This is a genomic window from Cupriavidus sp. FW305-26 (assembly GCF_058787975.1).
The window spans coordinates 16,194-37,512 of sequence record NZ_JBYTAH010000056.1; the positions used below are offsets into that span (position 1 = coordinate 16,194).

At 69.4% G+C, this 21,319-nt stretch carries 21 protein-coding genes; 13 read left to right on the forward strand and 8 right to left on the reverse strand.

Going from position 1 to position 21,319, the window contains the following annotated elements; all coding sequences use genetic code 11:
* The first annotated feature begins 23 nt into the window (after window positions 1–23).
* The gene (locus tag AC3WQZ_RS25840; protein WP_439669912.1) at window positions 24–1,049 is read left to right on the forward strand and encodes an AraC family transcriptional regulator; all 1,026 of its coding nucleotides are present in this window, start codon (window positions 24–26) and stop codon (window positions 1,047–1,049) included.
* Between the two features lie 77 nt (window positions 1,050–1,126).
* On the forward strand, window positions 1,127–2,002 hold the full coding sequence (locus tag AC3WQZ_RS25845) for a GntR family transcriptional regulator (RefSeq protein ID WP_231881498.1): 876 nt from the start codon (window positions 1,127–1,129) through the stop codon (window positions 2,000–2,002).
* 37 nt (window positions 2,003–2,039) lie between these two features.
* Here AC3WQZ_RS25845 and AC3WQZ_RS25850 read toward each other — a convergent pair whose 3' ends face one another.
* From AC3WQZ_RS25850 to AC3WQZ_RS25860, 3 genes are all read right to left on the reverse strand, one after another.
* Entirely contained in the window at window positions 2,040–2,372 is a 333-nt protein-coding gene (locus tag AC3WQZ_RS25850) for a hypothetical protein (RefSeq protein ID WP_011616968.1), read from the reverse strand.
* A 114-nt stretch (window positions 2,373–2,486) separates the two neighbouring features.
* Window positions 2,487–4,031 (reverse strand): methyl-accepting chemotaxis protein, encoded by a 1,545-nt coding sequence (locus tag AC3WQZ_RS25855; RefSeq protein ID WP_011616969.1) that lies wholly within the window; start codon window positions 4,029–4,031, stop codon window positions 2,487–2,489.
* Window positions 4,032–4,257: 226 nt separating this feature from the next.
* Window positions 4,258–6,699, reverse strand: a complete 2,442-nt coding sequence (locus AC3WQZ_RS25860; RefSeq protein WP_492297106.1) for a TonB-dependent receptor — start codon at window positions 6,697–6,699, stop codon at window positions 4,258–4,260.
* Between the two features lie 376 nt (window positions 6,700–7,075).
* Here AC3WQZ_RS25860 and AC3WQZ_RS25865 point away from each other — a divergent pair, with 376 nt between their 5' ends.
* The 9 genes from AC3WQZ_RS25865 to AC3WQZ_RS25905 all read left to right on the forward strand — a co-directional run bounded on the left by AC3WQZ_RS25865 (window position 7,076) and on the right by AC3WQZ_RS25905 (window position 15,981).
* Complete coding sequence (locus AC3WQZ_RS25865) at window positions 7,076–8,071, forward strand: tripartite tricarboxylate transporter substrate binding protein (protein ID WP_010809765.1); 996 nt, start codon at window positions 7,076–7,078, stop codon at window positions 8,069–8,071.
* Window positions 8,071–8,847 (forward strand): ABC transporter ATP-binding protein, encoded by a 777-nt coding sequence (locus AC3WQZ_RS25870; protein WP_439669915.1) that lies wholly within the window; start codon window positions 8,071–8,073, stop codon window positions 8,845–8,847. Before AC3WQZ_RS25865 ends, AC3WQZ_RS25870 begins: the two co-directional genes overlap by 1 nt.
* Window positions 8,844–9,872 carry a PQQ-dependent catabolism-associated beta-propeller protein gene (locus AC3WQZ_RS25875; protein ID WP_010809767.1) on the forward strand — a complete coding sequence of 343 codons (1,029 nt, stop codon included), beginning with the start codon at window positions 8,844–8,846 and terminating at the stop codon, window positions 9,870–9,872. The genes AC3WQZ_RS25870 and AC3WQZ_RS25875 overlap by 4 nt, the downstream gene beginning before the upstream one ends.
* Complete coding sequence (locus AC3WQZ_RS25880) at window positions 9,865–11,070, forward strand: type 1 periplasmic-binding domain-containing protein (RefSeq protein ID WP_010809768.1); 1,206 nt, start codon at window positions 9,865–9,867, stop codon at window positions 11,068–11,070. Before AC3WQZ_RS25875 ends, AC3WQZ_RS25880 begins: the two co-directional genes overlap by 8 nt.
* Before the next feature lie 7 nt (window positions 11,071–11,077).
* On the forward strand, window positions 11,078–11,890 hold the full coding sequence (locus AC3WQZ_RS25885) for an ABC transporter permease (RefSeq protein WP_010809769.1): 813 nt from the start codon (window positions 11,078–11,080) through the stop codon (window positions 11,888–11,890).
* Window positions 11,891–11,907: 17 nt separating this feature from the next.
* Complete coding sequence (locus AC3WQZ_RS25890) at window positions 11,908–12,687, forward strand: quinoprotein dehydrogenase-associated SoxYZ-like carrier (protein ID WP_234788133.1); 780 nt, start codon at window positions 11,908–11,910, stop codon at window positions 12,685–12,687.
* Entirely contained in the window at window positions 12,684–13,655 is a 972-nt protein-coding gene (locus tag AC3WQZ_RS25895; protein ID WP_492301492.1) for a quinoprotein relay system zinc metallohydrolase 1, read from the forward strand. The genes AC3WQZ_RS25890 and AC3WQZ_RS25895 overlap by 4 nt, the downstream gene beginning before the upstream one ends.
* A gap of 201 nt (window positions 13,656–13,856) precedes the next feature.
* The gene (locus AC3WQZ_RS25900; protein WP_010809772.1) at window positions 13,857–15,599 is read left to right on the forward strand and encodes a PQQ-dependent methanol/ethanol family dehydrogenase; all 1,743 of its coding nucleotides are present in this window, start codon (window positions 13,857–13,859) and stop codon (window positions 15,597–15,599) included.
* A gap of 58 nt (window positions 15,600–15,657) precedes the next feature.
* Window positions 15,658–15,981 (forward strand): c-type cytochrome, encoded by a 324-nt coding sequence (locus AC3WQZ_RS25905; protein WP_010809773.1) that lies wholly within the window; start codon window positions 15,658–15,660, stop codon window positions 15,979–15,981.
* Between the two features lie 80 nt (window positions 15,982–16,061).
* Here the strand turns inward: AC3WQZ_RS25905 and pqqE are convergent, their stop codons facing one another.
* From pqqE to pqqA, 5 genes are all read right to left on the reverse strand, one after another.
* On the reverse strand, window positions 16,062–17,213 hold the full coding sequence (gene pqqE / locus AC3WQZ_RS25910) for a pyrroloquinoline quinone biosynthesis protein PqqE (protein WP_492301495.1): 1,152 nt from the start codon (window positions 17,211–17,213) through the stop codon (window positions 16,062–16,064).
* A complete protein-coding gene (gene pqqD, locus AC3WQZ_RS25915; protein ID WP_010809775.1) occupies window positions 17,185–17,457 on the reverse strand; it encodes a pyrroloquinoline quinone biosynthesis peptide chaperone PqqD in 273 nt (90 codons plus the stop codon). The genes pqqE and pqqD overlap by 29 nt, the downstream gene beginning before the upstream one ends.
* Window positions 17,454–18,164 carry a pyrroloquinoline-quinone synthase PqqC gene (gene pqqC / locus AC3WQZ_RS25920; RefSeq protein WP_011616979.1) on the reverse strand — a complete coding sequence of 237 codons (711 nt, stop codon included), beginning with the start codon at window positions 18,162–18,164 and terminating at the stop codon, window positions 17,454–17,456. Before pqqC ends, pqqD begins: the two co-directional genes overlap by 4 nt.
* A complete protein-coding gene (gene pqqB, locus AC3WQZ_RS25925; protein ID WP_011616980.1) occupies window positions 18,161–19,078 on the reverse strand; it encodes a pyrroloquinoline quinone biosynthesis protein PqqB in 918 nt (305 codons plus the stop codon). Before pqqB ends, pqqC begins: the two co-directional genes overlap by 4 nt.
* A 132-nt stretch (window positions 19,079–19,210) precedes the next feature.
* Window positions 19,211–19,285 carry a pyrroloquinoline quinone precursor peptide PqqA gene (gene pqqA / locus AC3WQZ_RS25930; protein WP_010809778.1) on the reverse strand — a complete coding sequence of 25 codons (75 nt, stop codon included), beginning with the start codon at window positions 19,283–19,285 and terminating at the stop codon, window positions 19,211–19,213.
* Between the two features lie 92 nt (window positions 19,286–19,377).
* On the opposite strand from pqqA, the gene AC3WQZ_RS25935 reads away from it, so the two are divergent.
* Together AC3WQZ_RS25935 and AC3WQZ_RS25940 are read left to right on the forward strand one after the other, a co-directional pair.
* Window positions 19,378–20,331, forward strand: coding sequence for an alpha/beta fold hydrolase (locus AC3WQZ_RS25935; protein WP_492301493.1), 954 nt, complete (start codon window positions 19,378–19,380; stop codon window positions 20,329–20,331).
* Window positions 20,331–21,293 carry an MBL fold metallo-hydrolase gene (locus AC3WQZ_RS25940; protein ID WP_492301494.1) on the forward strand — a complete coding sequence of 321 codons (963 nt, stop codon included), beginning with the start codon at window positions 20,331–20,333 and terminating at the stop codon, window positions 21,291–21,293. The genes AC3WQZ_RS25935 and AC3WQZ_RS25940 overlap by 1 nt, the downstream gene beginning before the upstream one ends.
* The last annotated feature ends 26 nt before the right edge of the window (window positions 21,294–21,319 follow it).

A 21,319-nucleotide genomic window follows, 5' to 3' on the forward strand; every position in this document is an offset into this window, starting at 1 on the left:
TCAATGTTCCACTCTGCTCGCTAATGTCGTCACTTGTCCGCGCTGCGGCCCTCACCAACTACAGCGAGGTCGCCCGAGCCGCCGGACTGGACCCGGTGCGGATGCTCCTTGACGCGGGGTTGAGTCCGGGCGTGCTGCGCGAGCCGGACCTCATGATTCCGGTTGAGCGTGTCGGACGGCTGCTGCAGGCGTCGGCAACCATGTCAGGCAACGAGAGTTTCGGACTGTGCATGGCCGAGTCGCGCCTGTTGTCCAATCTTGGGGCCGTAGGATTGCTGATCCGCGACCAGGCGACGCTGCGCGACTCGCTTCGCATGCTGATGCGCTATCAGGCGTTGCTCAACGGTGCGCTGTCGCTGGCGGTAGAGGAGTGCGGCGAACTGGTCATTATTCGCGAGGCGGTCATCGCTGGCAGCGCACATCAGCCCACGCGCCAAAGGGTTGAACTGGCGCTGGGGGTAATGGTGCGGCTGATACGCCAGCTTCTCAAGCCCGACTGGGAGCCGCGGCGCGTATGCTTCGAGCACCCGGCGCCGCGCGACCTTGGTACGCACCAACGGTTTTTTGGCCCTTGCGTCGAGTTCGACTATGACTTCAACTGCATCATCTGCGCGAAGGCCGATCTCGATGCACGCAACCCGTCTGCCGATCCGGCCATGGCGCGCTACGCGCAGCAGCTGATCGACGCGTCTGTCATGTCGCAGCACGCGACCATGCTAGAAGACGTGCGGCGCATTGTCCTGCTGCTGTTGCCCAGCGGACGTTGCAGCATCGAGCAAGTGGCGGACCATCTGGGCGTGGTGTGCCGCACGGTCCAGCGCCGGCTGGCGGAAGAGGGACAGAGCTTCTCGTCGATCGTCAACGACATCCGCACGGAGCTTGCCGCGCGTCATGTCATCGAGAGCGATCGTCCGTTGACCGAGGTGGCGACCCTGCTCGGGTTTTCCGCGCCGAGCGGATTCTCGCGCTGGTATCACGCGCAATTTGGTTGCAGCCCCAAGGAGAGCCGGTCCACGCGCGGCACAGTGCGCCGAAAGACCACTGCTTAGCCTGCACCGACCGTGATGCCACCCTCGGCCATCCGCCCGATACGCCACGTAAGGTAAGATCTTGGGCGCTGCGAGCGGTGCAGCGCCGATCGAGGGCAACACCCGACCGGTTCCCCAATAATCGGAAGGACTTACCCCTCATGGGCAGACTCAAGACTACCAACACGCCAGAACTGCAGTCGCTGCTTGCGCCGCAAACACCGCAGAATCCGGTCACGCTGGCGGTCGAGCAGGCGCTTATGCATGGACGCGACTGGTCGGCATCCGTCGCCGACCAGATTGCGGTGCGGCTGGCGGGACTGATTACGATCGACGTGATCCACGCAGGCCAACGCCTGCTTGAGAAAGACATCAGCGAGGTCCTGGAGGTCAGCCGCGCTCCTGTGCGCGAGGCCTTGCGCATCCTGGAGCGGGAGCGGCTGGTCGAGTTCCGCGCGCGGCGCGGCGCCATTGTCACCGAGCCCAATGCCCAGGACCTGCGGGATATCTACGTGGTGCGGGACGCACTGTTTGCGATTCTGCTCAGGCAGTTGATGGAAGAACGCGCGGACGCGCTTGATGCGTTATTCGAGCAATTCATGCCGCGGCTCGGCAAGGCCGTCGAGGAATCGGTGGACGCCTATATCAGCGTGACCTTCCTGGCGAACATGGCCATGGCAGACCTGTCGAGCAACCGGCTGGTCGGGGAGCTGCTGAATTCCATCTCGCTGCGGGTCCTGCGCTATGTGCGGCTGGGGCTCGCATCCCGTCCCGGGTCGCTGGAGAATTCCTTCAAGACCTGGCGTGCCCTGCAGCGCGCCGTGACCAGGCGGGACATCGATGCGGTCCTGGAGACCGCGCACAAGCGCATCGGAAACTCCCGCGAAGCCGCCATCCGTGCCCTGGCATCCGGCGTCCGGAAAGGCAAGGCCGGCCCTGCCGGCAACGACGCTGTGCCAGCCGGCGCTTTCTGAGTCCGCGCGGGCGGGACTGCCCGCTTAGGCTCTCCGGTCAGGGGACCCGCGCCCGGCTGGCGAATGCATTCCACTCCCGGAAGACCGTGTCCAGGCACGATGCCGAATCGCAGCGGTCCCGCTTTTTGCGGAATGCTGCAATGTCGGCGTCGGTGATTGCCCGCGCCTTGAGCAGGCGCTGCTGGTCGGCATAGATGCGCTGGTAGCCCATGGAAAACAGCGCGGATTCGCAGATCAGGCGCTGCGCCTGCGTAGCGTTGGCGGCGGTGGCGGACGGATCGCAGTCGATGTCGGTGGCATGCGCGGTGCTCAGGAACATGAGGCTTGCGGATGCCAGGGTGTGGAGGGCGATGCGGACAATGCGGGTCATGACGGGTTGGGGGCAGGGCTGACGCTCGACGCAAAGGCGCCGTGTCAGGCGAATAGTAGCGCGCCCCGATAGCGGGCCGACAGGTCCACTGCATGCCGGCCCGCTTCGCCGCGCTTAGCGGAACACGCTGACCGCCTCCACCAGCCGTGTTGCCTGCTGCTTCAGGCTTTCGGCCGCAGCCGCGCTTTGCTCGACCAGCGCGGCGTTCTGCTGGGTGATGTTGTCAAGGTCGCTGACCGCGCCCCCTACCTGGGATATTCCGCTGCTTTGCTCGGTGGTGGCGGCGCTGATCTCGGCGATCAGGTCGGATACGCGCTTGACCTGCGAGACGATGTCGTCCATGGCCTTGCCGGCTTCGTCGACCAGCTTGGCGCCGGACGCGACGTTGTGGACGCTGACATCGATCAGTCCCTTGATTTCCTTGGCGGCATTGGCGCTGCGCTGCGCCAGGCTGCGCACCTCGCCGGCCACCACGGCAAAGCCGCGGCCCTGTTCGCCGGCGCGGGCGGCTTCCACCGCCGCATTGAGCGCCAGGATATTGGTCTGGAAGGCAATGCCATCGATCACGCCGATGATATCGGCGATGCGCCTGGAGCTCTCGGTGATCTCGTTCATGGTGTTGACGACCTCCGACACCGCCTGCCCGCCGCGCTCCGCGGCGACGCTGGCGGAGCCGGACAGCTTGTTGGCTTGCGCCGCGGTCTCCGCGTTGCTCTGCACCGTGGAGGTCATCTGCGCCATCGACGCGGAGGTTTCCTGCACGCTGGACGCCGCCTGTTCGGTGCGCGCGCTCAGGTCGATATTGCCGCGCGCGATTTCATTGCTGGCGGTCTGGACATTGACGACCTGGCCGCTGACGTCGTCGATCAGCCAGCGGAACATCAGGCCGAGCTGGCTGATCGTGCGCAGCGTCATGCCGATCTCGTCGACCCGGTTCATGTGCACGGCCTTCTGGCTTTCGCCGGACGCCACGCGCAGCGCCTGCTGCAGGACCTGTTCCAGCGGGGTGGTGATCTGCCGTTGCAGCCACCAGGATGCCAGCAACGTGGCAAGCGCCATGACCCCTGCAAAGCCTGGCAGTGCCATGCCGGAAAGGCCCATGCCCCAGGCGCCGATGATACTGACGGGGAGCAGGGCGGCCAGCGCCAGCCGCACGCGCCAGCGTACCGGCATGGTCTGGAACAGCGAGGTAAAGGCCATCAGGCCCGTGCGCACGATCAGTCCCTTGTGGAATTTCCGGCTGCCGGCCTGGCCCTCGCGGAAATCGCGATACAGCTTTTCCGCTGCCGCTATCTCCTCGCGTGTTGCCTTGGTGCGCACCGACATGTAGCCGGCGGGCCGGCCGTTGCGCACCACGGGCGTGGCATTGGCGCGGACCCAGTAATGGTCGCCGTTCTTGCGGCGGTTCTTGACCAGCGCGGTCCATGGCTCTCCGCCCTTGAGGGTGGCCCACATGTCGGCAAAGGCTTCGGCGGGCATGTCGGGATGGCGCACCAGGTTGTGCGGCTGCCCCTGGATTTCTTCCCGCGTGAATCCGCTGACCTCGACAAACGCGGCGTTGGCGTAGGTGATGTAGCTCTGCGTGTCGGTGGTCGACATCAGCGTGGCGTTGTCCGGGAAATCAAACTCGCGCTGGGTGACGGGCTGGTTGTCGCGCACGGCATTCCTCCTCATTCTCGATGGGCAGGGGGCGCATGCCTTGTTTGCTTTGCATGGATTCCGGCGCGCCACGGCTGCCGGACCGCGCCCCCTTCTCCCCGCCATGTCGGCCGCAGTTCCCTGGCGCTGATCCCCTCTTCCGTAGGGGAGGGGTTGAATACACTCAAACGAGTGAGGGGGACACCGTGGCGCAGGGCGTGGGTGTGGATCTGGCGTGCCTGGCTTGCTACATCCGGAACACCGCCCCCAGCCAGAAGCTGCGCGGCGCGCCCGGTGCCACGAACAGCGCGCTGGCGGCATCCCCCGGTGCCACGTGCGGGCGCACCAGGCTACCGCCGGGGAACACATCGTTCGCGATCTGTCCGTAGGTCTCGTAGCGCCGGTCAAAGACATTGGCCAAGCGTGCATAGATCTCAAACCGCTTGTTCACCTTGTACGCCGCGCGCAGGTTCAGGGTGGCGTAGCCGGGCACATGCCAGTCGGCGGTCTTCGGCGGCGCGCCCGGCTGCGGGTCGCTGCGCAGGCCGTCTTCGTTGCCGCTGGAGACGGTGCCTGACACCGCCACCAGGTCGGCGCCAAGCGTCAGGCCGGCCAGTGCCTGCCAGTCGAGGCCCAGCTTGAGCGTATGGCGGGGCAGGCCCGCCATGCGCATGCCGGGCCGGATGTCGATGGTGCGTTCGCCGGCGGCAAGCTGGCCGGCGGCCTGGTAGGTGGCCTGCAGATAGCTGTAGGCAAGCCGCAGCGTGACATCGCCCACGCGCTGGCGGGCGGTGAGGTCCAGACCCTGGTTGCGGGTGCGGTCGAAGTTGGCGAAGTAGCCGAGCTGGGTGTTCGGCGCGCGCAGGAAGAGGATGTCGTCGTGATTGTCGACGCGGTAGAGCGACGCGGTGACTTCGGTGTCCTTGCCGCGGTGCCAGCGCACGCCTGCTTCATAGGAGTGTGAGACCACCTGCTTCAGGTAGGGATCGGCCTGCAGGCCGGCCGGCAGGCGGCAGGGCCGCGTCGGGTCGGCGCAGCCGAGTTCGAGCACGGTCGGTACGCGGTTGTTCTGCGCGTAGCCCCCGAACACGGTGACGCCGCCACCCAGCTTCTGCGAGAGTCCCAGCGCGGGGTTGAGGCGGCGGTAGGTAAAGCTCTCGCGCGGCTGTTCGCTGCCGTCGCTGTTGCGCAGGGTATTGCTTACCTCGACATGGTTCCACCTGGCCGAGGCGGTCAGGAAGGTGCTGGGGGTCAGCGACCAGGTGTCGGACAGGTACAGGCCGAGCATGCGCGAGCTGCCGCCGACGCCGGAGAACAGGGCATTGGGGGCGTCCGGGTCGGCCACGGCGCCGCGGTCGTCGGTGAAGGTGCCGGGCTGCGCGTACTGCGAATAGGTCAGGCGGCTGCGGTCCAGGGTCAGGCCGGCGTTGAGCAGGTGGCGGTCGGTCTCCCTGGCCATGCTCAGCGCCATGCCGACGGTCTGCTGCCACATATGGGTGGTGTTGATCACGGCGGGATGCAGCGCGGCGCCTTCGGCCCGGGTCATGCCGCAGTCGGCGCCGAGCGGGCTGCCGTCGGGCGCAAAGCCGTCCTCGCAGTCTTCGGCATAGGCCTCGTAGGCGGGGTTGACATCGCCGTTGGTGGTGTCGCGGCGGCTGGTGCGCACGTAGGCCAGCGCGGCGGCGCTGGTCTTGTCGTCGAACCAGTGGCGGCCGTTGACGGCGACCTGGGTCACCTGGTTGCGGGTCTGGTCGGGGTAGGTGTACACGGCGTGGCGGTTGGCCTGGTAGAGGTCTGGCAGCGTGCCGTTGGCGCTGGCGTGGAAGCTGGGCACCAGCCCGTTGCCGGTCAGCGTGCTGCGGCCGTGCAGCACTGACACGTCCACGCTGTCAGTGTCGCCCGCATAGCCAGCCTTGGCGAAGACGTTGCCAAGCCGGCCGCCCGACTGGTCGCGCCAGCCATGCTCCTGGAACAGGGTGCCGGCCGCGAATGCGTGCCAGCCGCTGTCGCTGCGCACGCCGCCGGACAGGTCGGCGCGCTTGCGGGCGCCGCTGCCGTAGGACAGGTCGGCCTCGAAGCCGGGCGAGTCCAGCCCGGAACGAGTGGTCATGGCCAGCGCCCCGCCCAGGGTATTGAGGCCGTAGGCCGGGTTGGCGCTGGACACCAGCGACACGCTCGCCAGCGCGGCTTCCGGGATCATGTCCCAGCTGACCACGTCGCCGAAGGGCTCGTTGACGCGGATGCCGTCCAGGTAGACCGACAGTCCCTGCGGCACGCCCGGAATGGATGAGGCACGGAAGCCGCGGTAGGTGATGTCGGTCTGGAACGGGCTGCCCTGGATGTCGTTGACGTTGACGCCGGCCAGGTTGCGGGACAGGTACTCGGCCAGGTTGCCGGCGCGCGACCGATCCAGGTCGTCGCCGCGCACGGTCTGCACGGTGTAGGGCACCAGGTCGCTGTCGACGCCGATGCCTGGCAGCGGCGCGGCGGCCACCACCAGGACTTCCGGCAGCATGGCGCTGTCCTGGTTTGGGACAGCGGTGTCGTGCTGCGCAACAGCGGGCCGCTGGGCCATCAGGGCGACCGCCATGGCAATCGCGGTGGCGGCGCCGCGGCTGGTCCTGCGGCGGCAAGCCACGGTGTCGCGCGGCGCCTGCCCTGGCGGTGCGGGGCGCGGGTTGGCTGGCATGGTTCCGTCTCCTCCGGATAAGCGGCGCGATACCTGCATTGGGTAGCGCCTGCCCGGAGCTGAGCAGGTTTCGTACCGTGCATCGGGAGTCCGGCACTTGCGCGGTGAGCGGCCCGGGAACGCGCTGGCCGAACCCGCCTTGCGCCGATGCCTGTCACAAAACAGGACAGCTGCGGACACAAGCAGCGGGCCGGTGCTCAACCATGGGACAGTCGTTCGCGGCGCACCGCACAAGGCACGGCCTGGCTGCAGCGTCCGGCAGTGCGTCCGGCGCGGCCAGGCAACGGCTGGCATGGAGCGCGGCCTGATGCTGCGCTGCACATGGTATCGGCCTTGCTCTGTTCACCTGCATCAACACTCTGCCTGGTGCTTAGCCATGTTCCGCCGCCTTGGTCGCTGCCTTGCCTGCCTGCTGTTGCCGTGCCTCGGCCTGGTCCATGCGGGCGCAGCGCTGGCCGAGGGCGCGCACGGGTATCCGTCGCGGCCGATCACGCTGGTGGTGCCATGGCCAGCGGGCGGCGCCACCGATATCTCCATGCGCATCCTGGCGGAGCTGGCCGGGCGCGAGCTGGGGCAGCCGGTCGTGGTGGAGAACCGGCCGGGCGCCGGCGGCACGCTGGTGGGCGGCTTGCTTGCCGCGGCGCGGCCGGACGGCTACACCATCGGCCAGCTGCCGCTGACGGTATATCGCTTCCCGCATCAGCAGAAGACCGCCTGGCAGCCGCTGCGCGACATCCAGCCGGTGCTGATGATCTCGGGCTATACCTTCGGCATCGTGGTGCCCGCAGACAGCCCGTTACGCTCGCTGCGCGACCTGGTCGCCTGGGGCCGCGCGCATCCGGGCGAGCTGACCGTGGGCTCCACCGGCATCGGCACCACCGCCCATCTGGCGATGGAGGACGTGCTCGGGCGCAGCGGCGTGCGCTATATCCACGTGCCGTATCACGGCACCGCTGACCAGATGCTGGCCGTGGCCAACGGTTCGCTGATGGCGGGGGTCAATTCCACCGGCTTCGCGCCTTTCGTCGAGACCGGCAAGCTGCGCTTGCTGGCCGTGTTCAGCGCGCAGCGCTCACCGCGCTGGCCCGAGGTGCCGACGGTAAGCGAGCTGGGCTTTGCCGATGCGGTTCATAACTCGCCCTACGGCATCGGCGTGCCGCGCGGCACCGATCCGGCAATCGTCCGCCGCCTGCATGACGCATTCCGTGCCGCGATGCAGCAGCCGCGCCACCTTGCGGAACTGGCCAGGTACGACCAGGAGCTGACCTACCTGAATACCGCGCAATACGATGACTTCCTGCGCCATGCGTGGGAGACCGAGCGGAGCTTTGCCGAGCGCGTGGGCACCGCGCGGCCCAGGGGGCAGCTGTGATGGCCATGCAAGCGCCGCCGGCGCTGTGCTGCGATGCCGTGCGCAAGGCCTTTGGCAGCCGCGTGGCCCTGGATGGGGTCTCGCTCAGCGTGCGGCGCGGCGAGTTCGTGGCACTGCTCGGCCCCAACGGGGCGGGCAAGACGACGCTGTTCCAGATCCTCAGCGGCCTGTTCGTGGCCGATACCGGGCAGGTCACGGTCATGGGCAGCGACATGCGGCGCGATCCGGTGCGCGCGCTGGCGCGGCTGGGCATCGTGTTCCAGCAGCCGGCCATCGACCTGGACCTGCCGGTGCTGGCCAACCTGCGCTTTCACGCGGACCTGCACGGGCTGCCGCGCGGCGTGGCGGCGCTGCGCATCGCCCGGCTGCTCGATGACTTCGGGCTGGCGGCGCGTGCGCGCGCACCGGTGCGCGAGCTTTCGGGCGGCAACCGGCGCAAGGTGGAACTGGCGCGCGCGCTGCTGCATGAACCGGCCATGCTGCTGCTGGACGAGCCGACGGTGGGGCTGGACCCGGCCTCGCGTGCGCAACTGGTGGCCGATGCGCGGCGCCTGACGGCGCGGGCGCAGGCCGGCGTGCTGTGGGCCACCCACCTGGTGCAGGAGGTGGAGCACGCCGACCGCGTGATCGTGCTGGACCGCGGCACGGTGCGTTTCGACGGCACCCCGGCCGCACTGCGCGGCGCCGCTGCGTGCGACACCCTGGAGGGCGCTTTCCTGGCCATGACGCCGCGGGCCCCTGTCACTGACCCGGCCGCGAGGCGCGTACCCGCATGAACAAGATGCCATCTCCCCGCTGGTTTGCCGGCGCCTTGCTGCTGGTCACGACGCTGCTGGTTGCCGCCGGCCTGGCCGAAGGCGCGCAGGGCGGGGCCGCGCGACCCGCCGGCCAGGCTGGCAACCAGGTCTTTGTCTCGAGCGAGAAGGACGATGCCCTCGCCGTCTTCGATGCCCGCAGCCGGCAGCTGGTCGCGGTATGGCGGCAGTGCAAGCGCCCGCGCCACCTGCAACTGTCGCCCGACCGGACGCGCCTGTACGTGGCCTGCAGCGACGACAACCGGGTGGATGTGGTCGACGTGGCCAGCCGCAAGACCGTGGCATCGCTGCCGGTGGGGGACGATCCGGAGTTGTTCGATCTCAGCCAGGACGGCCGCACGCTCTATGTCTCGAATGAAGAGGACGGGCTGCTGTCGGCCTACGACACGGCGTCGGGCAAGCGCGTGTTCGCGGTCAGGGTGGGCGAGGAGCCGGAGGGCGTCAAGGTCAGCGCCGACGGCAGGCATGTGTACGTGACCTCGGAGGTGGCCAACCTGGTCCATGTCATCGACGTGGCCTCGCGCAAGGTGATCCGCAATATCCAGGTCGGCAACCGGCCGCGGCGGCTGCTGCTGGTGCGCGACGGCAAGGAGCTGTGGGTATCCAACGAGCTCTCGGCCAGCGTCAGCGTGATCCGTACCGATACCTTCGAGGTGGCCCAGACCATCGCCTTCGCGCCGCGGGGCTTTCGCGCCGAGGACGTGACCCCGGTGGGCATGGCGGCCAGCGGCGACGGCACGCGCGCCTATATCGGGCTCGGCCGCGCCAACCATGTCGCGGTGGTCGAGGTGGCGTCGCGCCGGGTGCAGGACTATGTTCTGGTCGGCCGCCGCGCATGGGGGCTGGCGCTGAGCCGCGACAACGCGCGGCTTTATGTCGCCAACGGCCTGTCCGACGATGTCAGCGTGGTGGACACCGCCAGCCGCAAGGCGGTGGCCACGCTCAAGGCGGGCCGGGTGCCGCATTCGGTGGCGATCGATGACTGAGCGCTCGCGTGCGTGGTGGCAGTGGTGGCGTGCCGGGCTGGGCGCCGTGGCGCTGGCGTGGCTGCCTGCCGCGGTGCACGCTGCCGAGGTGCGCGTGGCGGTCGTGTCGCAGGCCGACGACGCGCGCTATGCGCCCCGGCGCCTGGCGCAGCGCTATCCCGGCCAGCCGCAGGGCCGTGCGCTCGACGGCGCCCAGGTGGCGGCCGCCGAAGCGCGCGTGGCGCTCGGGGCCGCGGGCCAGTCGCTCAGGCTGGAAGCACAGGAAGCCCGCACTGAAGCCGAGGTGGCCCCGCTGGTCGCGGCGCTGGCGCGGCAGGGCACGCGCTATATCCTGCTGGACCTGCCGCCGGCATCGGTCAGGGCGGCCACGGGCGCGGTCAAGCCGGGCGAGGCCTTGTTGTTCAACGTGTCGGCCGACGACGACGCGTTGCGCGGCGCCGGCTGCGCGCCGGTGCTGCTGCACACGCTGCCCAGCCTGCGCATGCGCGCGGATGCGCTGATGCAGTACCTGGCGCTGCGCAAATGGCGCCGCGCCCTGCTGCTGAGCGGCCCGTCCGCGGCCGATGCGGCGCAGCGCGACGCGCTGGTGGCGTCGGCGCGGCGCTTTGGCATTGCCTGGTCGGCGCAGCGCGCCTTCCGGCTGTCCAACGACCCGCGTGAGCGCGACCAGGCCAACCTCGGCCTGCTGACCGGCGGCGTGGACTATGACGTGGTGGTGGTGGCCGATGCCGACGGCGAGTTCGCCCGCGGCGTGCCCTACGCCACGCTGCTGCCGCGCCCGGTGGTGGGCGCCGGCGGGCTGGGCGCGCAGGCGTGGCACTGGGCCTGGGAGCGCAATGGCGGGCCGCAGCTCAACCGGCGCTTCATGCGCGCGGCGGGCCGTCCGATGACCGGCTACGACTGGGCTGCCTGGGTGGCGGTCAAGGCCATTGCCGAGAGCGTGGCGCGCCTGCCGGGGGCCGGGTTTGCCGGACAGGCGCAGGCGCTTGCCGCCGGGCAGGTGGTGGTGGACGGCTTCAAGGGGCCGCCGCTGTCGTTCCGCCGCTGGGACCGCCAGCTGCGCCAGCCGGTGTTGCTGGCCCACCCCGACGGCGTGGCCGGCATGGCCCCGGTGGAAGGCGTGTTGCATCCGAAGAACAACCTCGACACCCTGGGCGCCGATGAAGCCGACACGGCGTGCCGGGCCCCATCCGCGTAGCGCACCCATGGCCTCCATCCTGATCCATCGCTGGCGCGCGCTGCGCGCGGTTTGCGGGCGCGAGCTGCGCAAGTACCTGCGCCAGCCCGGGCGCCTGCTGTCGTCGCTGGTGCGCCCGCTGCTGTGGCTGCTGGTGTTTGCCGCGGGCTTCCAGAACGCGCTGGGCGTCGCCATTGCGCCGCCCTACGACACCTACATCGAATACAAGGTCTACGTGGCGCCCGGACTGCTGGGCATGATCGCGCTGTTCAACGGCATGCAGTCGTCGCTGGCCATGGTGTACGACCGCGAGATGGGCGTGATGCGGCTGCTGCTGACCGCGCCGCTGCCGCGGGGCTGGCTGCTGGCTTGCAAGCTGGCGGCGGGTACGGTGCTGTCGCTGCTGCAGATGGCCGCGTTCCTGCTGGTGGCGATGGCCTTCGGCATCCGCTTCGAGTCCCTGCACCTGCTGGCGGCGACGGGCGCCATGGCGCTGGCCGCGCTGATGCTGGGTGCGCTGGGCCTGCTGCTGTCGGTCCATGTGCGCCAGCTCGAGAACTTTGCCGGCACCATGAACTTCGTGATCTTCCCGATGTTCTTCATCAGCTCGGCGCTGTATCCACTGTGGAAGCTGCAGGAGTCGGGCGCGGAGCTGGTGTACCAGCTGGCCCGCTTCAATCCCTTCACCCACGCGGTCGAGGCGATCCGCTTTGCGCTGTACGGGCAGGTGGCGCCGCTGAGCCTGGCGGTGGTGGCGGGCAGCGCGGTGGTGTTCTTCGCGCTGGCGCTGCAGGGCTACGACCCGCAGCGCGGCATGGCGCGCCGGGGGCAGCAGGCATGAGGCGCCGGACGCGGGGCATGCTCCTGCTGATGGCGGCCGCACTGGGCCTGGCCAGTGCGGCGGTAGCGGCTGCCGGGGCAGCGGGCGCCGTCATCGCGCACAGCGATCCGCTGCAGTCGCCGCAATGGGCCTGGATCCACAAGGAGCTGCTGCAGTCTGGCCCGGTGGTGTTCGACAGCCGCGTCAGGGTGACCGGGCCGGCGTTTGCGGAAGACCCCATGCGCGTGCCGATCGCCTTCGATGCCTCGGCGCTGGGCGAAGTGGATCGCATCGTGGTGGCGGTCGACCGCAACCCGATCCGCGAGGTGCTGGCGTTCGAACCGCTGCGGGTGCGCCCGTCGCTGTCGTTCCGCTTCAAGCTGGAACAGGCTTCGCCGGTGCGGGTGGCGGCGCGCACGCGCGATGGCACCTGGCATGTCGGCAGCGTGCTGGTCGATGCCGGCGGCGGGGGCTGTACGGTGCCCGGCGCCACCCGCCGCGACGGCAGCTGGAGCCGCACGCTCAATCGCGTGGACGCGCGTGTGTTCCCGGGCTTCGGCGGGGCCGCGGCACGCGTGCGGCTGCGCGTGATGCATCCGATGGATACCGGACTGGCAGCGGGCATCCCGGCGTTCCACATCGAGACCCTGGTTCTTGCCGACGCGGCCCGGCAGCCGCTGCTGCGCCTGACGCTGCATGAGCCGGTTGCCGAGAATCCGATCTTCTCCTTCGACCTGCGCGATGCCGTGCCGCCGGGCATGACGGTGGCCGGCCACGACAACAACGGCAACCGCATCGCGGCGCGGGTGTCACCATGAAGCGGCGATTGCTACTGTGGTTGCTGCTATGCCTGGCGGGCCAGCCCGTGCCGCCGGCATTCGCCCAGCAGGCTGCGCTGCAGCCTCCTGACTATCGCCTGGCCCCGCGCGAGATCGCCGCGGGCGTGTGGCTGCTGGAAGGCGCCAATGCCGACTTCGCGCCCGGCAACGGCTGCAACATCATCAATACGGCGTTCATCGACACCGGCGACGGCGTGGTGGTCATCAACACCGGCCCGTCGCGGCTGTATGGCGAGCAGCAGCGCAAGGCGATTGCATCGGTCACGGCCGCCCCGGTGCGGCTGGTGCTGAACCTGAACCTGCATCCCGACTATTTCTTCGGCAACCAGGCCTATGCCGATGTGGGCGGCAGCGCCCTGGCCGGCACCATCGACGGGGCGCGGCGCGAGGGCGCCGCTTATGCCGACAACCTCTACCGCCTGTGCGGCGACTGGATGCGCGGCACCGAGCCCGTGCCGGCTGCGCACGCGCTGGCGCCGGGCCGGCTCACGATCGGGCGCCATACGCTGGAGCTGGTGCGCCTGGACGGCCATACCGGCGACGACCTGGTGGTGCTGGACCACAGCGCGGGCGTGGTCTTTGCCGGCGGGCTGGTGTTCCGGCAACGCATTCCGACCACGCCGCACGCGGATATCGGCCGCTGGCTGGCCAGCCTGGGCCGGCTGCAGGCGCTGCTGGCCGACAGCGGGGCGCGCGTGCTGGTCCCCAGCCACGGGCCAGTGCCTGCGGCCGGCGGCGGCGCTGAGGCCATCGCGCAGACGCGCGGCTACCTGCAATGGCTGGATACGCGCCTGCGCGAGGCCGCGGCGCAGGGGCGCGACCTGGCCGAGGTCATCGCGATGCCGGTGCCGCAGCCCTACGCGCACTGGGCCGCGATGCCCGCGGAGTACCTGCGCAACGTCGGCCATCTCTACCCGGCGCGTGAGGAAGCCGCGCTTGGCCACTGACGCCGGCCAGCCGAGGCGGGCTGTTCAGTTCTGGAGCAACTGCAACGCAGTGTTGCGCGCTGGCACGGCCGTCATCACGCAACCGGGCCGCAACCGGCGTGCTGGTGCGGGGATGCGACTGGCATGGGAATTGCCAAAGGCGTGTCTGGTGGGTGGCGCAGTGGCGCACCTGGGAAACCCAAAACAAGAGAGGAGATGGCAATGAGGACGTTACGAGTAGTGATGGCGGTTGCGGCTGCCGCGGCCAGTCTGGCCGCGCAGGCGGCTGTGACCGATGCCATGATCGAGAACGACGCAAAGAGCCCCGGCGATGTGTTGTCGTGGGGCATGGGCCCGCAAGGCCAGCGCTATTCCACGCTGTCGCGCATCAATACGAAGAACGTCGGGCAGCTGGTGCCGGCGTGGTCGTTCTCGTTTGGCGGCGAGAAGCAGCGCGGGCAGGAATCGCAGCCGCTGATCCATGACGGCAAGATGTTCGTGACGGCCTCGTATTCGCGCATCTATGCGCTGGACCTGAAGACCGGGCGCAAGCTCTGGAAGTATGAGCACCGGCTGCCCGAAGGCATCATGCCGTGCTGCGACGTGGTGAACCGCGGTGCGGCACTCTACGACAACCTGGTGATCTTCGGCACGCTCGATGCGCAGCTGGTGGCGCTGGACCAGAAGACCGGCAAGGTGGTGTGGAAGGAGAAGCTGGAGGACTACGCCGCCGGCTATTCGTACACGGCGGCGCCCATGATCGTCAAGGGCATGGTGCTGACCGGCATCTCGGGCGGCGAGTTCGGCGTGGTGGGCCGGGTCGACGCACGCGATGCCAAGACCGGGCAGCTGGTGTGGTCGCGGCCGGTGGTCGAAGGCCATATGGGCTACAAGTACGACAAGGACGGCAACAAGACCGAGAACGGCGTGACCGGCACCGCCAACGCAAGCTGGCCAGGCGAGACCTGGAAGACCGGCGGCGCCGCCACCTGGCTGGGCGGCACCTACGATCCGGCCACCGGGCTGGTGTACTTCGGCACCGGCAATCCGGGGCCGTGGAACAGCCATATCCGCAAGGGCGACAACCTCTACTCGGCCTCGACGGTGGCGCTGGATCCCGCCACCGGCAAGATCGCCTGGCACTACCAGAACACCCCGAACGACGGCTGGGATTTCGATGGCGTCAATGAGTTCGTGACCTTCGACCTGGACGGCAAGCGCATGGGCGGCAAGGCCGACCGCAATGGCTTCTTCTACGTCAACGACGCGGCCAGCGGCAAGCTGGTCAACGCCTTCCCCTTCGTCAGGAAGATCACCTGGGCCACCGGCATCGACCTGAAGAGCGGCCGCCCCAACTACATCGCCGAAGGCCGCCCCGGCGACCCCGCCGCCGGCAGCGACGAGAAGAAGGGCAAGTCCGTGTTTGCCGCGCCGGGCTTCCTTGGCGGCAAGAACCAGCAGCCGATGGCCTACAGCCCGCAGACCGGCCTGTTCTACGTGCCCGCCAACGAGTGGGGCATGGATATCTGGAACGAGCCCATCAGCTACAAGAAGGGCGCTGCCTTCCTGGGCGCGGGTTTCACCATCCGTCCGCTGAACGAGGACTATATCGGCACGCTGCGGGCCATCAACCCCAAGAGCGGCAAGATCATGTGGGAGGTCAAGAACAGCGCGCCGCTGTGGGGCGGGGTGATGACCACCGCCGGCGGGCTGGTGTTCTGGGGCACGCCGGAAGGCTACCTGAAGGCGGCCGACGCCAGGACCGGCAAGGAGCTGTGGCAGTTCCAGACCGGCAGCGGCGTGGTGGCGCCCCCGGTCACCTGGGAAGAGAACGGCGAGCAGTACGTGGCGGTGGTGTCCGGCTGGGGCGGCGCGGTGCCGCTGTGGGGCGGCGAGGTGGCCAAGCGCGTGAACTTCCTGGAGCAGGGCGGCTCGGTGTGGGTGTTCAAGCTGCACAAGAGCTGAGCTGGCGGGAGATGACACTGCCCGGCGCGGGTGCAACAGGATGAAACGGGACTCAGGTATGAAGAAGGAATGGATGGCGCTGGCGGTGGCTTCGGCGCTGCTGCCGGGCGCGGCGCTGGCCGGCACGGCCGCCGACATGCAGGCCCTGGCCGACAAGAGCGGCTGCTTTTCCTGCCATGGCATGCAGTCAAAGCTGGTGGGCCCGGGGTTTGCCGAGGTGGCTGCCAAGTACAAGGGCGACAGCCAGGCGGCGGAGCGGCTGGCAAAGAAGATCCGCGAAGGCGGCAAGGGCGCGTGGGGGCGGATTCCGATGCCGCCGCATGGCAGCCTTGCTGAGGACGATGCGAAGAAACTGGCGGAGTGGGTGTTGAGTGCCAGCTGAGGCCGGCGACTGTCTTGACGATGCCGGCATGCCGGCAAGGAACCCCGGCTGGCGCCTGCCATGCCGGGGTTTTTCCTTTCTTAGCGCTGGCCGCTGCTCAGCCGCAGCGAGTTGCCATCGCTGCGAAATACCATCGCTTGCTCGCGCGCCTGCGCCATGGCCAGCCGGCCCTGCAGCACGATCTCGCTGACCTTGTCGTGCGCGCCGGAGCGCTCGCACACCGGGTCCGTGGCGGTGGCGTCGCCGGTGACCAGGAACGCCTGGCAGCGGCAGCCGCCGTAGTCCTGCTCGCGCTGGTCGCAGGAACGGCAGGGTTCCTGCATCCACTGCGTGCCGCGGAAACGGCGGAAGGCATCGCTTTCGGTCCAGATCTCGCGCAGCCCCTGCGTGGCGACATTGGGCAGCGCCAGGCCCGGCAGCATGCGCGCCGCGTGGCAGGGCAGCGCGGTGCCGTCCGGCGCCACGCCAAGGAAGGTGGTGCCCCAGCCGTTCATGCACTTCTTGGGCCGCGCCTCGAAGTAATCAGGCACGACGAACAGGATCTGGCATTGCCTGCCGATGCGCGCGCGGTACTGCCGGACCACGGCCTCGGCCTCGCGCAGCTGCTCATGGGTGGGCAGCAGCGCCAGCCGGTTCTCCCAGGCCCAGCCGTAGTACTGCGTGTTGGCCAGTTCCAGGTATTCGGCGCCCATCTGCAGGGCCATCTCGATGATGGTGCCGACATGCGGCAGGTTATGCCGGTGCAGCACGCAGTTCATCACCATCGGATAGCCGTGCGCCTTGATCATGCGCGCCACGCGCTGCTTCAGGTCGAAGGTGCGGGTGCTGGACAGGAAGTCGTTGAGCTCGCGGGTGGAGTCCTGGAACGACAGCTGGATATGGTCCAGGCCGGCGTCGCGCAGGGCGGCAAGGCGGGCGTCGGTCAGGCCCACGCCCGAGGTGATGAGGTTGGTGTAGAAGCCCAGGCCATGCGCATGCCTGACCAGTACTTCAAGGTCCTTGCGCAGCAGTGGTTCGCCGCCGGACAGCCCGAGCTGCACCGCGCCCAGCGCCCGCGCCTGGCTGAACACGTCGCACCATTGCACGGTGCTCAGCTCGGCCGTATGCCGGGCATAGTCCACCGGGTTGGAGCAGAAGGCGCAATGCAGCGGGCAGCGGTAGGTCAGCTCGGCCAGCAGCCACAGCGGCGGGCCGGGCGCGGCCTCAGACCAGCCAGCCGCGTTCGATCGCATGTTTGACAAAGGCATGTACCTCCGGGGCGATTCCCTGCACGCCAAACGCGGCCTGCAGGTCGTCGATCAGCATGTCCAGCGTGTGGCTGCCGTCGCAGCGCTGCAGGATCGCGGCGGCGCTGTCGTTGAGGGTGACCATGCCTTCCGGGTACAGCAGCACCCAGCTTTGCTGGGAGGCTTCCCATTGCAGGCGAAAGGTCCGGTGCAGGGTCGGTCTGGCGAGGTCTTGCGTGCTGGCTGTCATGGGTTGGCTTGCTGGATGGCGTCGAGCATCGACCAGAGCACGTCGAGCTTGAACTGCAGGATGTCGAGGGCGCGCTGCTGTTGCGCCGCGCTGCGGAAATGGCCCAGCGTCACGCGCAGGCCATGGTCCACGTCGCGCTGCGCGAGCGGAATGCGAGAGCGGAAGTAGTCCAGCCCGGCGGCCTCGATCCACGGGTAATGCGTGGGCCAGCCGGCCAGGCGTTCCTTGTGGATTGCGGGCGCGAACATCTCCGTCAGCGACGAGCACACGGCTTCCTGCCACGGTGCGCGGCGCGCAAAGTTGACGTAGGCATCGACGGCAAAGCGCACCCCGGGCAGCACGTGCCGGTGGCTCAGCAGTGCTTCGCGCTCCAGGCCCACCGCCTGGCCCAGGCGCAGCCAGGCCTCGATGCCGCCGGGCTGGGTGTCGGTGCCGTCGTGGTCAAGGATGCGCACCACCCACTCGCGGCGGGTGTCGCGCTCGGGGCAATTGGACAGGATGGCGGCGTCCTTCAGCGGGATGTTGTCCTGATAGTAGAAGCGGTTGGCCACCCATGCGCGGATCTGCGCGGGCGAACACTGGCCTGCCGCCATGCGCTGGTTGAAGGGATGGTGGATGTGGTAGCCGCTTTCCATGGCGCGCAGGCGGGCCTCGAACTCGGCCTCGGTCCAGGCGATGGGGGGGATGGGGAGGATGGCAGTTGTCATAGGGCGATTTCCATGCCGTCGTACGCCACCTCGATGCCATGCCGCGCCAGCTCTGCGCGCTCGGGCGAGTCTTCCACCAGCACCGGGTTGGTATTGTTGATATGGATAAGAATCTTGCGGCTGGCGGGCAGCCGCTCCAGGACCTCGATCATGCCGCCGGGTCCCGACAGGGCCAGGTGGCCCATGTCGGCGGCGCTCTTGCCCGAGAAGCCAGGCGCCTGCATCTCGTCGTCGCGCCAGAAGGTGCCGTCGACCAGCACGATGTCGGCGCTGTGCAGCTCGGCAAAGACGTGGTCGTCGATGCGGCCCAGGCCGGGCGCATAGAAGGCGCTGCGGCCGCTGCGGCGGTCTTCGATGCGCAGGCCGATGTTGTCGCCCGCGCGCGGCGCGTGGCGGTTGGGCGAGTAGGGCGGGGCCTTGCTCTCCAGCGGTATCGCCGTCAGTGTCAGGCCGTCCAGCGGCGGGACTGAAAACGCGGTGCCGTCGCAGGGCAGGGCATGCGTCCGCAGTCCGCAGTAGTGCGACAGGATGCGCGTCAGCGGGAAGGCGGCGCCCAGGTCGTCCAGCACGGCGGCGGTGGCATAGAGCGGCAGCGCCTCGCGGTGTTCGCGCAGCATCAGCAGGCCGGTGACGTGGTCGATCTGCGCATCCATCAGCACGACCGCGGCGATGGCGGTGTCGCGCGGCGCGCGCGCGGGCTGCAGCGCGGGTGCCTGGCGCAGCTGCTGCAGGATATCGGGCGAGGCATTGACCAGGATGGCATCAGGCCCGTCGCCCGTCAGCGCGATCGAGGATTGCGTGCGCGGCGTGGCGCGCACCGTGCCGCGGCGCACGCCGTCGCAGTTGTGGCAGTTGCAGTTCCACTGCGGAAAGCCGCCGCCGGCGGCCGACCCCAGTACCCGGATGCTTGTCATGGCGCGAGCGCTTGGTGTTGGGTCATGGCTTCACGGAACAGGCGCCAGCCCTGGCGCCTGCCTGCGTTGGTTGTGCTTGCGGCCCGCAGCTTGCCTGTCGGCGCACCGCCGGCCGCAGGCACCGCGGCACGTTCAGCGGTTGGCGATGTACATCGTGATTTCAAAGCCAAGCCGCAGCTCGGTGTAGGCGGGGGTGGTCCAGCGCATGTCTCTCTCCTTGGGTGGCATGGTTAGTGAATATCGTCTTGCCGCGGCGCCTGGCTGCCGCCCGACTGCCGCATTCCCTCAAGGCAACATCCATGCCCGACGCATCCACGATATTCGCCGGCTTTTCCGGCACGGCCACCACCTTCCACCTGCGTACGCCCGACGCCCAGCGCGTGCACGTGCGGCTGGCCGGCGCCGCGGACGGCGAGCCGTGGCTGGTGCTGCATGGCGGGCCGGGCAGCGGCTGCTCTGCGGCCATGGCGCAATGGTTCGACCCGCGGCGGCACCGCGTGGTGATGCCGGACCAGCGCGGCGCCGGCCGCTCCAGGCCGGCTGGCTGCCTGCGCCGCAATACCGCGGGCGCGCTGCTGGCCGACCTGGAGCAGCTGCGCCGTGCGCTGGGCATCGAGCGCTGGGGCGTGGTGGGCGGATCATGGGGTGCGGCGCTTGCCCTGGCGTACGCGGCGCAATGCCCGCACGCCGTGGCGGCGCTGGTCCTGCGCGGCACCTTCCTGACCGGCCGCGACGATGTGCTCGCGCTGTTTTCACCGCGCCATGGGGGCCGCCGCATGCTGCGTTGCGTCAAGACATGGGGCGAGCGCTTGCCCGATGCGCGCGCGCGGCTGCTCACTGTGTCACGGCTGTTGCAAAATGGTACGCCTGTTCAAAAACGGGACACTGCCGCGGCGTGGCAGGCGAGCGAACAGGCGTTGCTGGGTCTTTCCCCTGCGTCGCGCCGGCTGCCGCGGCGTGAGCGCATGGCCGCGGTGAACAAATACCGCATTCAGGCGCACTACCTGCGCAACCGGGCCGGACTGGGCAAGCCGGCCTTGCTCAGGGCGGCGCGGGTCATCGGCGCGCATGGCCTGCCGGTGACGCTGCTGCATGGCCGCGCCGACAAGGTCTGCCGTCCCGCCAACGCCCTGCGCGTGCAGGCCGCCATGCCGGGTGCAAGGCTGGCCTGGGTGGACGGCGGACATCTGGCGGCCTGGGTCATGCGCGACGCGCTGGTGGCCGCGATCCGCGCCGCTGGCTGGCAGCGGTGATGCCGACGACGCGGCGCGGCTTTCTTGGCGCCACGCTTGCGCTGGCCATGAACGGCTGGCAGCCGGCGGCCGCTGCCGGTACGCGGGTCACGCTGGAGCGGCTGCAGCCAGGCGTGTACGTGGCCCGCGCCGGCAATGCCGAAGTGGCGCGCGCCAACGCCGCCGAAGTGGTGCCGACCCTGGTCCATCTGAGCGGTGCGGGCGTGCTGGTGGTGGACCCCGGGCCGCAGGCGGCGTGGGGCGGTGCGCTGCTCGGCGCCATCCGGGCGCTGACGCCGCAGCCCGTGCGTTGGGTGGTCAACACGCACGCCCACCCGGAGAACGTGCTGGCCAATGCCGCGCTCGCACGGCTGCGGCCCCGGCCCGTGTTCCTGGCCTCCGCCGCCACGGCTGCGCTGATGCGGCAACGCTGCGCGGCCTGCCTGGCCCGCATGGCGACGCTGCTCGGCAGCGGTGCCATGCGCGGCGCCGCGATCGTGTTGCCGGAGCCCGCGCTGCAGCCCGATGGCTGGCTGCAAACCGGCGCTACCGCCTGGCAGGTGCAGGTTTACGCGAACGCGCACAGTGCCTCGGATACGGTGCTGTACGCGCCGCAACTGCAGCTGCTGTGTGCGGGTGGCCTGGCTTACCGCGAGCGCGTGCCGGAGATGCACGAGGCCTCCCTGCAGGGGTGGCGCCGGGCGCTGCGGCGGCTGCGGGAGCTGCCGGCGCGCACGGTGGTGGGCACCGCGCCGGGCACACCCGCCCAGACGCTGGCGCCGACGCTGGCTTACCTGGATGCGCTGGCGCACGGAATCGGCGCCGCGCTGGCCGCGGGCAGCGATGCCTCGCGTGCCAGCGACGCCGTGGCGGCGGCGCCGTTCCGGCACTGGCGCCATTTCCAGTCGCGCCACCCGCTGAACGTGCAGCGCGCCTGGCGCGAGCTGGAAGACCTGTGGATGCAGGGCGAGCCGCTGGCCTGAGCGCGGGGCTGCCCTGGTGCGTGGCC

Excerpts from the sequence above, each read along its gene's own strand:
- AC3WQZ_RS25840 (WP_439669912.1), top strand. The coding sequence starts at position 24 with ATGTCGTCACTTGTCCGCGCTGCGGCCCTCACCAACTACAGCGAGGTC.
- AC3WQZ_RS25850 (WP_011616968.1), bottom strand. The coding sequence starts at position 2,372 with ATGACCCGCATTGTCCGCATCGCCCTCCACACCCTGGCATCCGCAAGC.
- AC3WQZ_RS25860 (WP_492297106.1), bottom strand. The coding sequence starts at position 6,699 with ATGCCAGCCAACCCGCGCCCCGCACCGCCAGGGCAGGCGCCGCGCGAC.
- AC3WQZ_RS25865 (WP_010809765.1), top strand. The coding sequence starts at position 7,076 with ATGTTCCGCCGCCTTGGTCGCTGCCTTGCCTGCCTGCTGTTGCCGTGC.
- AC3WQZ_RS25870 (WP_439669915.1), top strand. The coding sequence starts at position 8,071 with ATGGCCATGCAAGCGCCGCCGGCGCTGTGCTGCGATGCCGTGCGCAAG.
- AC3WQZ_RS25875 (WP_010809767.1), top strand. The coding sequence starts at position 8,844 with ATGAACAAGATGCCATCTCCCCGCTGGTTTGCCGGCGCCTTGCTGCTG.
- AC3WQZ_RS25880 (WP_010809768.1), top strand. The coding sequence starts at position 9,865 with ATGACTGAGCGCTCGCGTGCGTGGTGGCAGTGGTGGCGTGCCGGGCTG.
- AC3WQZ_RS25885 (WP_010809769.1), top strand. The coding sequence starts at position 11,078 with ATGGCCTCCATCCTGATCCATCGCTGGCGCGCGCTGCGCGCGGTTTGC.
- AC3WQZ_RS25890 (WP_234788133.1), top strand. The coding sequence starts at position 11,908 with ATGCTCCTGCTGATGGCGGCCGCACTGGGCCTGGCCAGTGCGGCGGTA.
- AC3WQZ_RS25895 (WP_492301492.1), top strand. The coding sequence starts at position 12,684 with ATGAAGCGGCGATTGCTACTGTGGTTGCTGCTATGCCTGGCGGGCCAG.
- AC3WQZ_RS25900 (WP_010809772.1), top strand. The coding sequence starts at position 13,857 with ATGAGGACGTTACGAGTAGTGATGGCGGTTGCGGCTGCCGCGGCCAGT.
- AC3WQZ_RS25905 (WP_010809773.1), top strand. The coding sequence starts at position 15,658 with ATGAAGAAGGAATGGATGGCGCTGGCGGTGGCTTCGGCGCTGCTGCCG.
- pqqE (WP_492301495.1), bottom strand. The coding sequence starts at position 17,213 with ATGCGATCGAACGCGGCTGGCTGGTCTGAGGCCGCGCCCGGCCCGCCG.
- pqqD (WP_010809775.1), bottom strand. The coding sequence starts at position 17,457 with ATGACAGCCAGCACGCAAGACCTCGCCAGACCGACCCTGCACCGGACC.
- pqqC (WP_011616979.1), bottom strand. The coding sequence starts at position 18,164 with ATGACAACTGCCATCCTCCCCATCCCCCCCATCGCCTGGACCGAGGCC.
- pqqB (WP_011616980.1), bottom strand. The coding sequence starts at position 19,078 with ATGACAAGCATCCGGGTACTGGGGTCGGCCGCCGGCGGCGGCTTTCCG.
- AC3WQZ_RS25935 (WP_492301493.1), top strand. The coding sequence starts at position 19,378 with ATGCCCGACGCATCCACGATATTCGCCGGCTTTTCCGGCACGGCCACC.
- AC3WQZ_RS25940 (WP_492301494.1), top strand. The coding sequence starts at position 20,331 with ATGCCGACGACGCGGCGCGGCTTTCTTGGCGCCACGCTTGCGCTGGCC.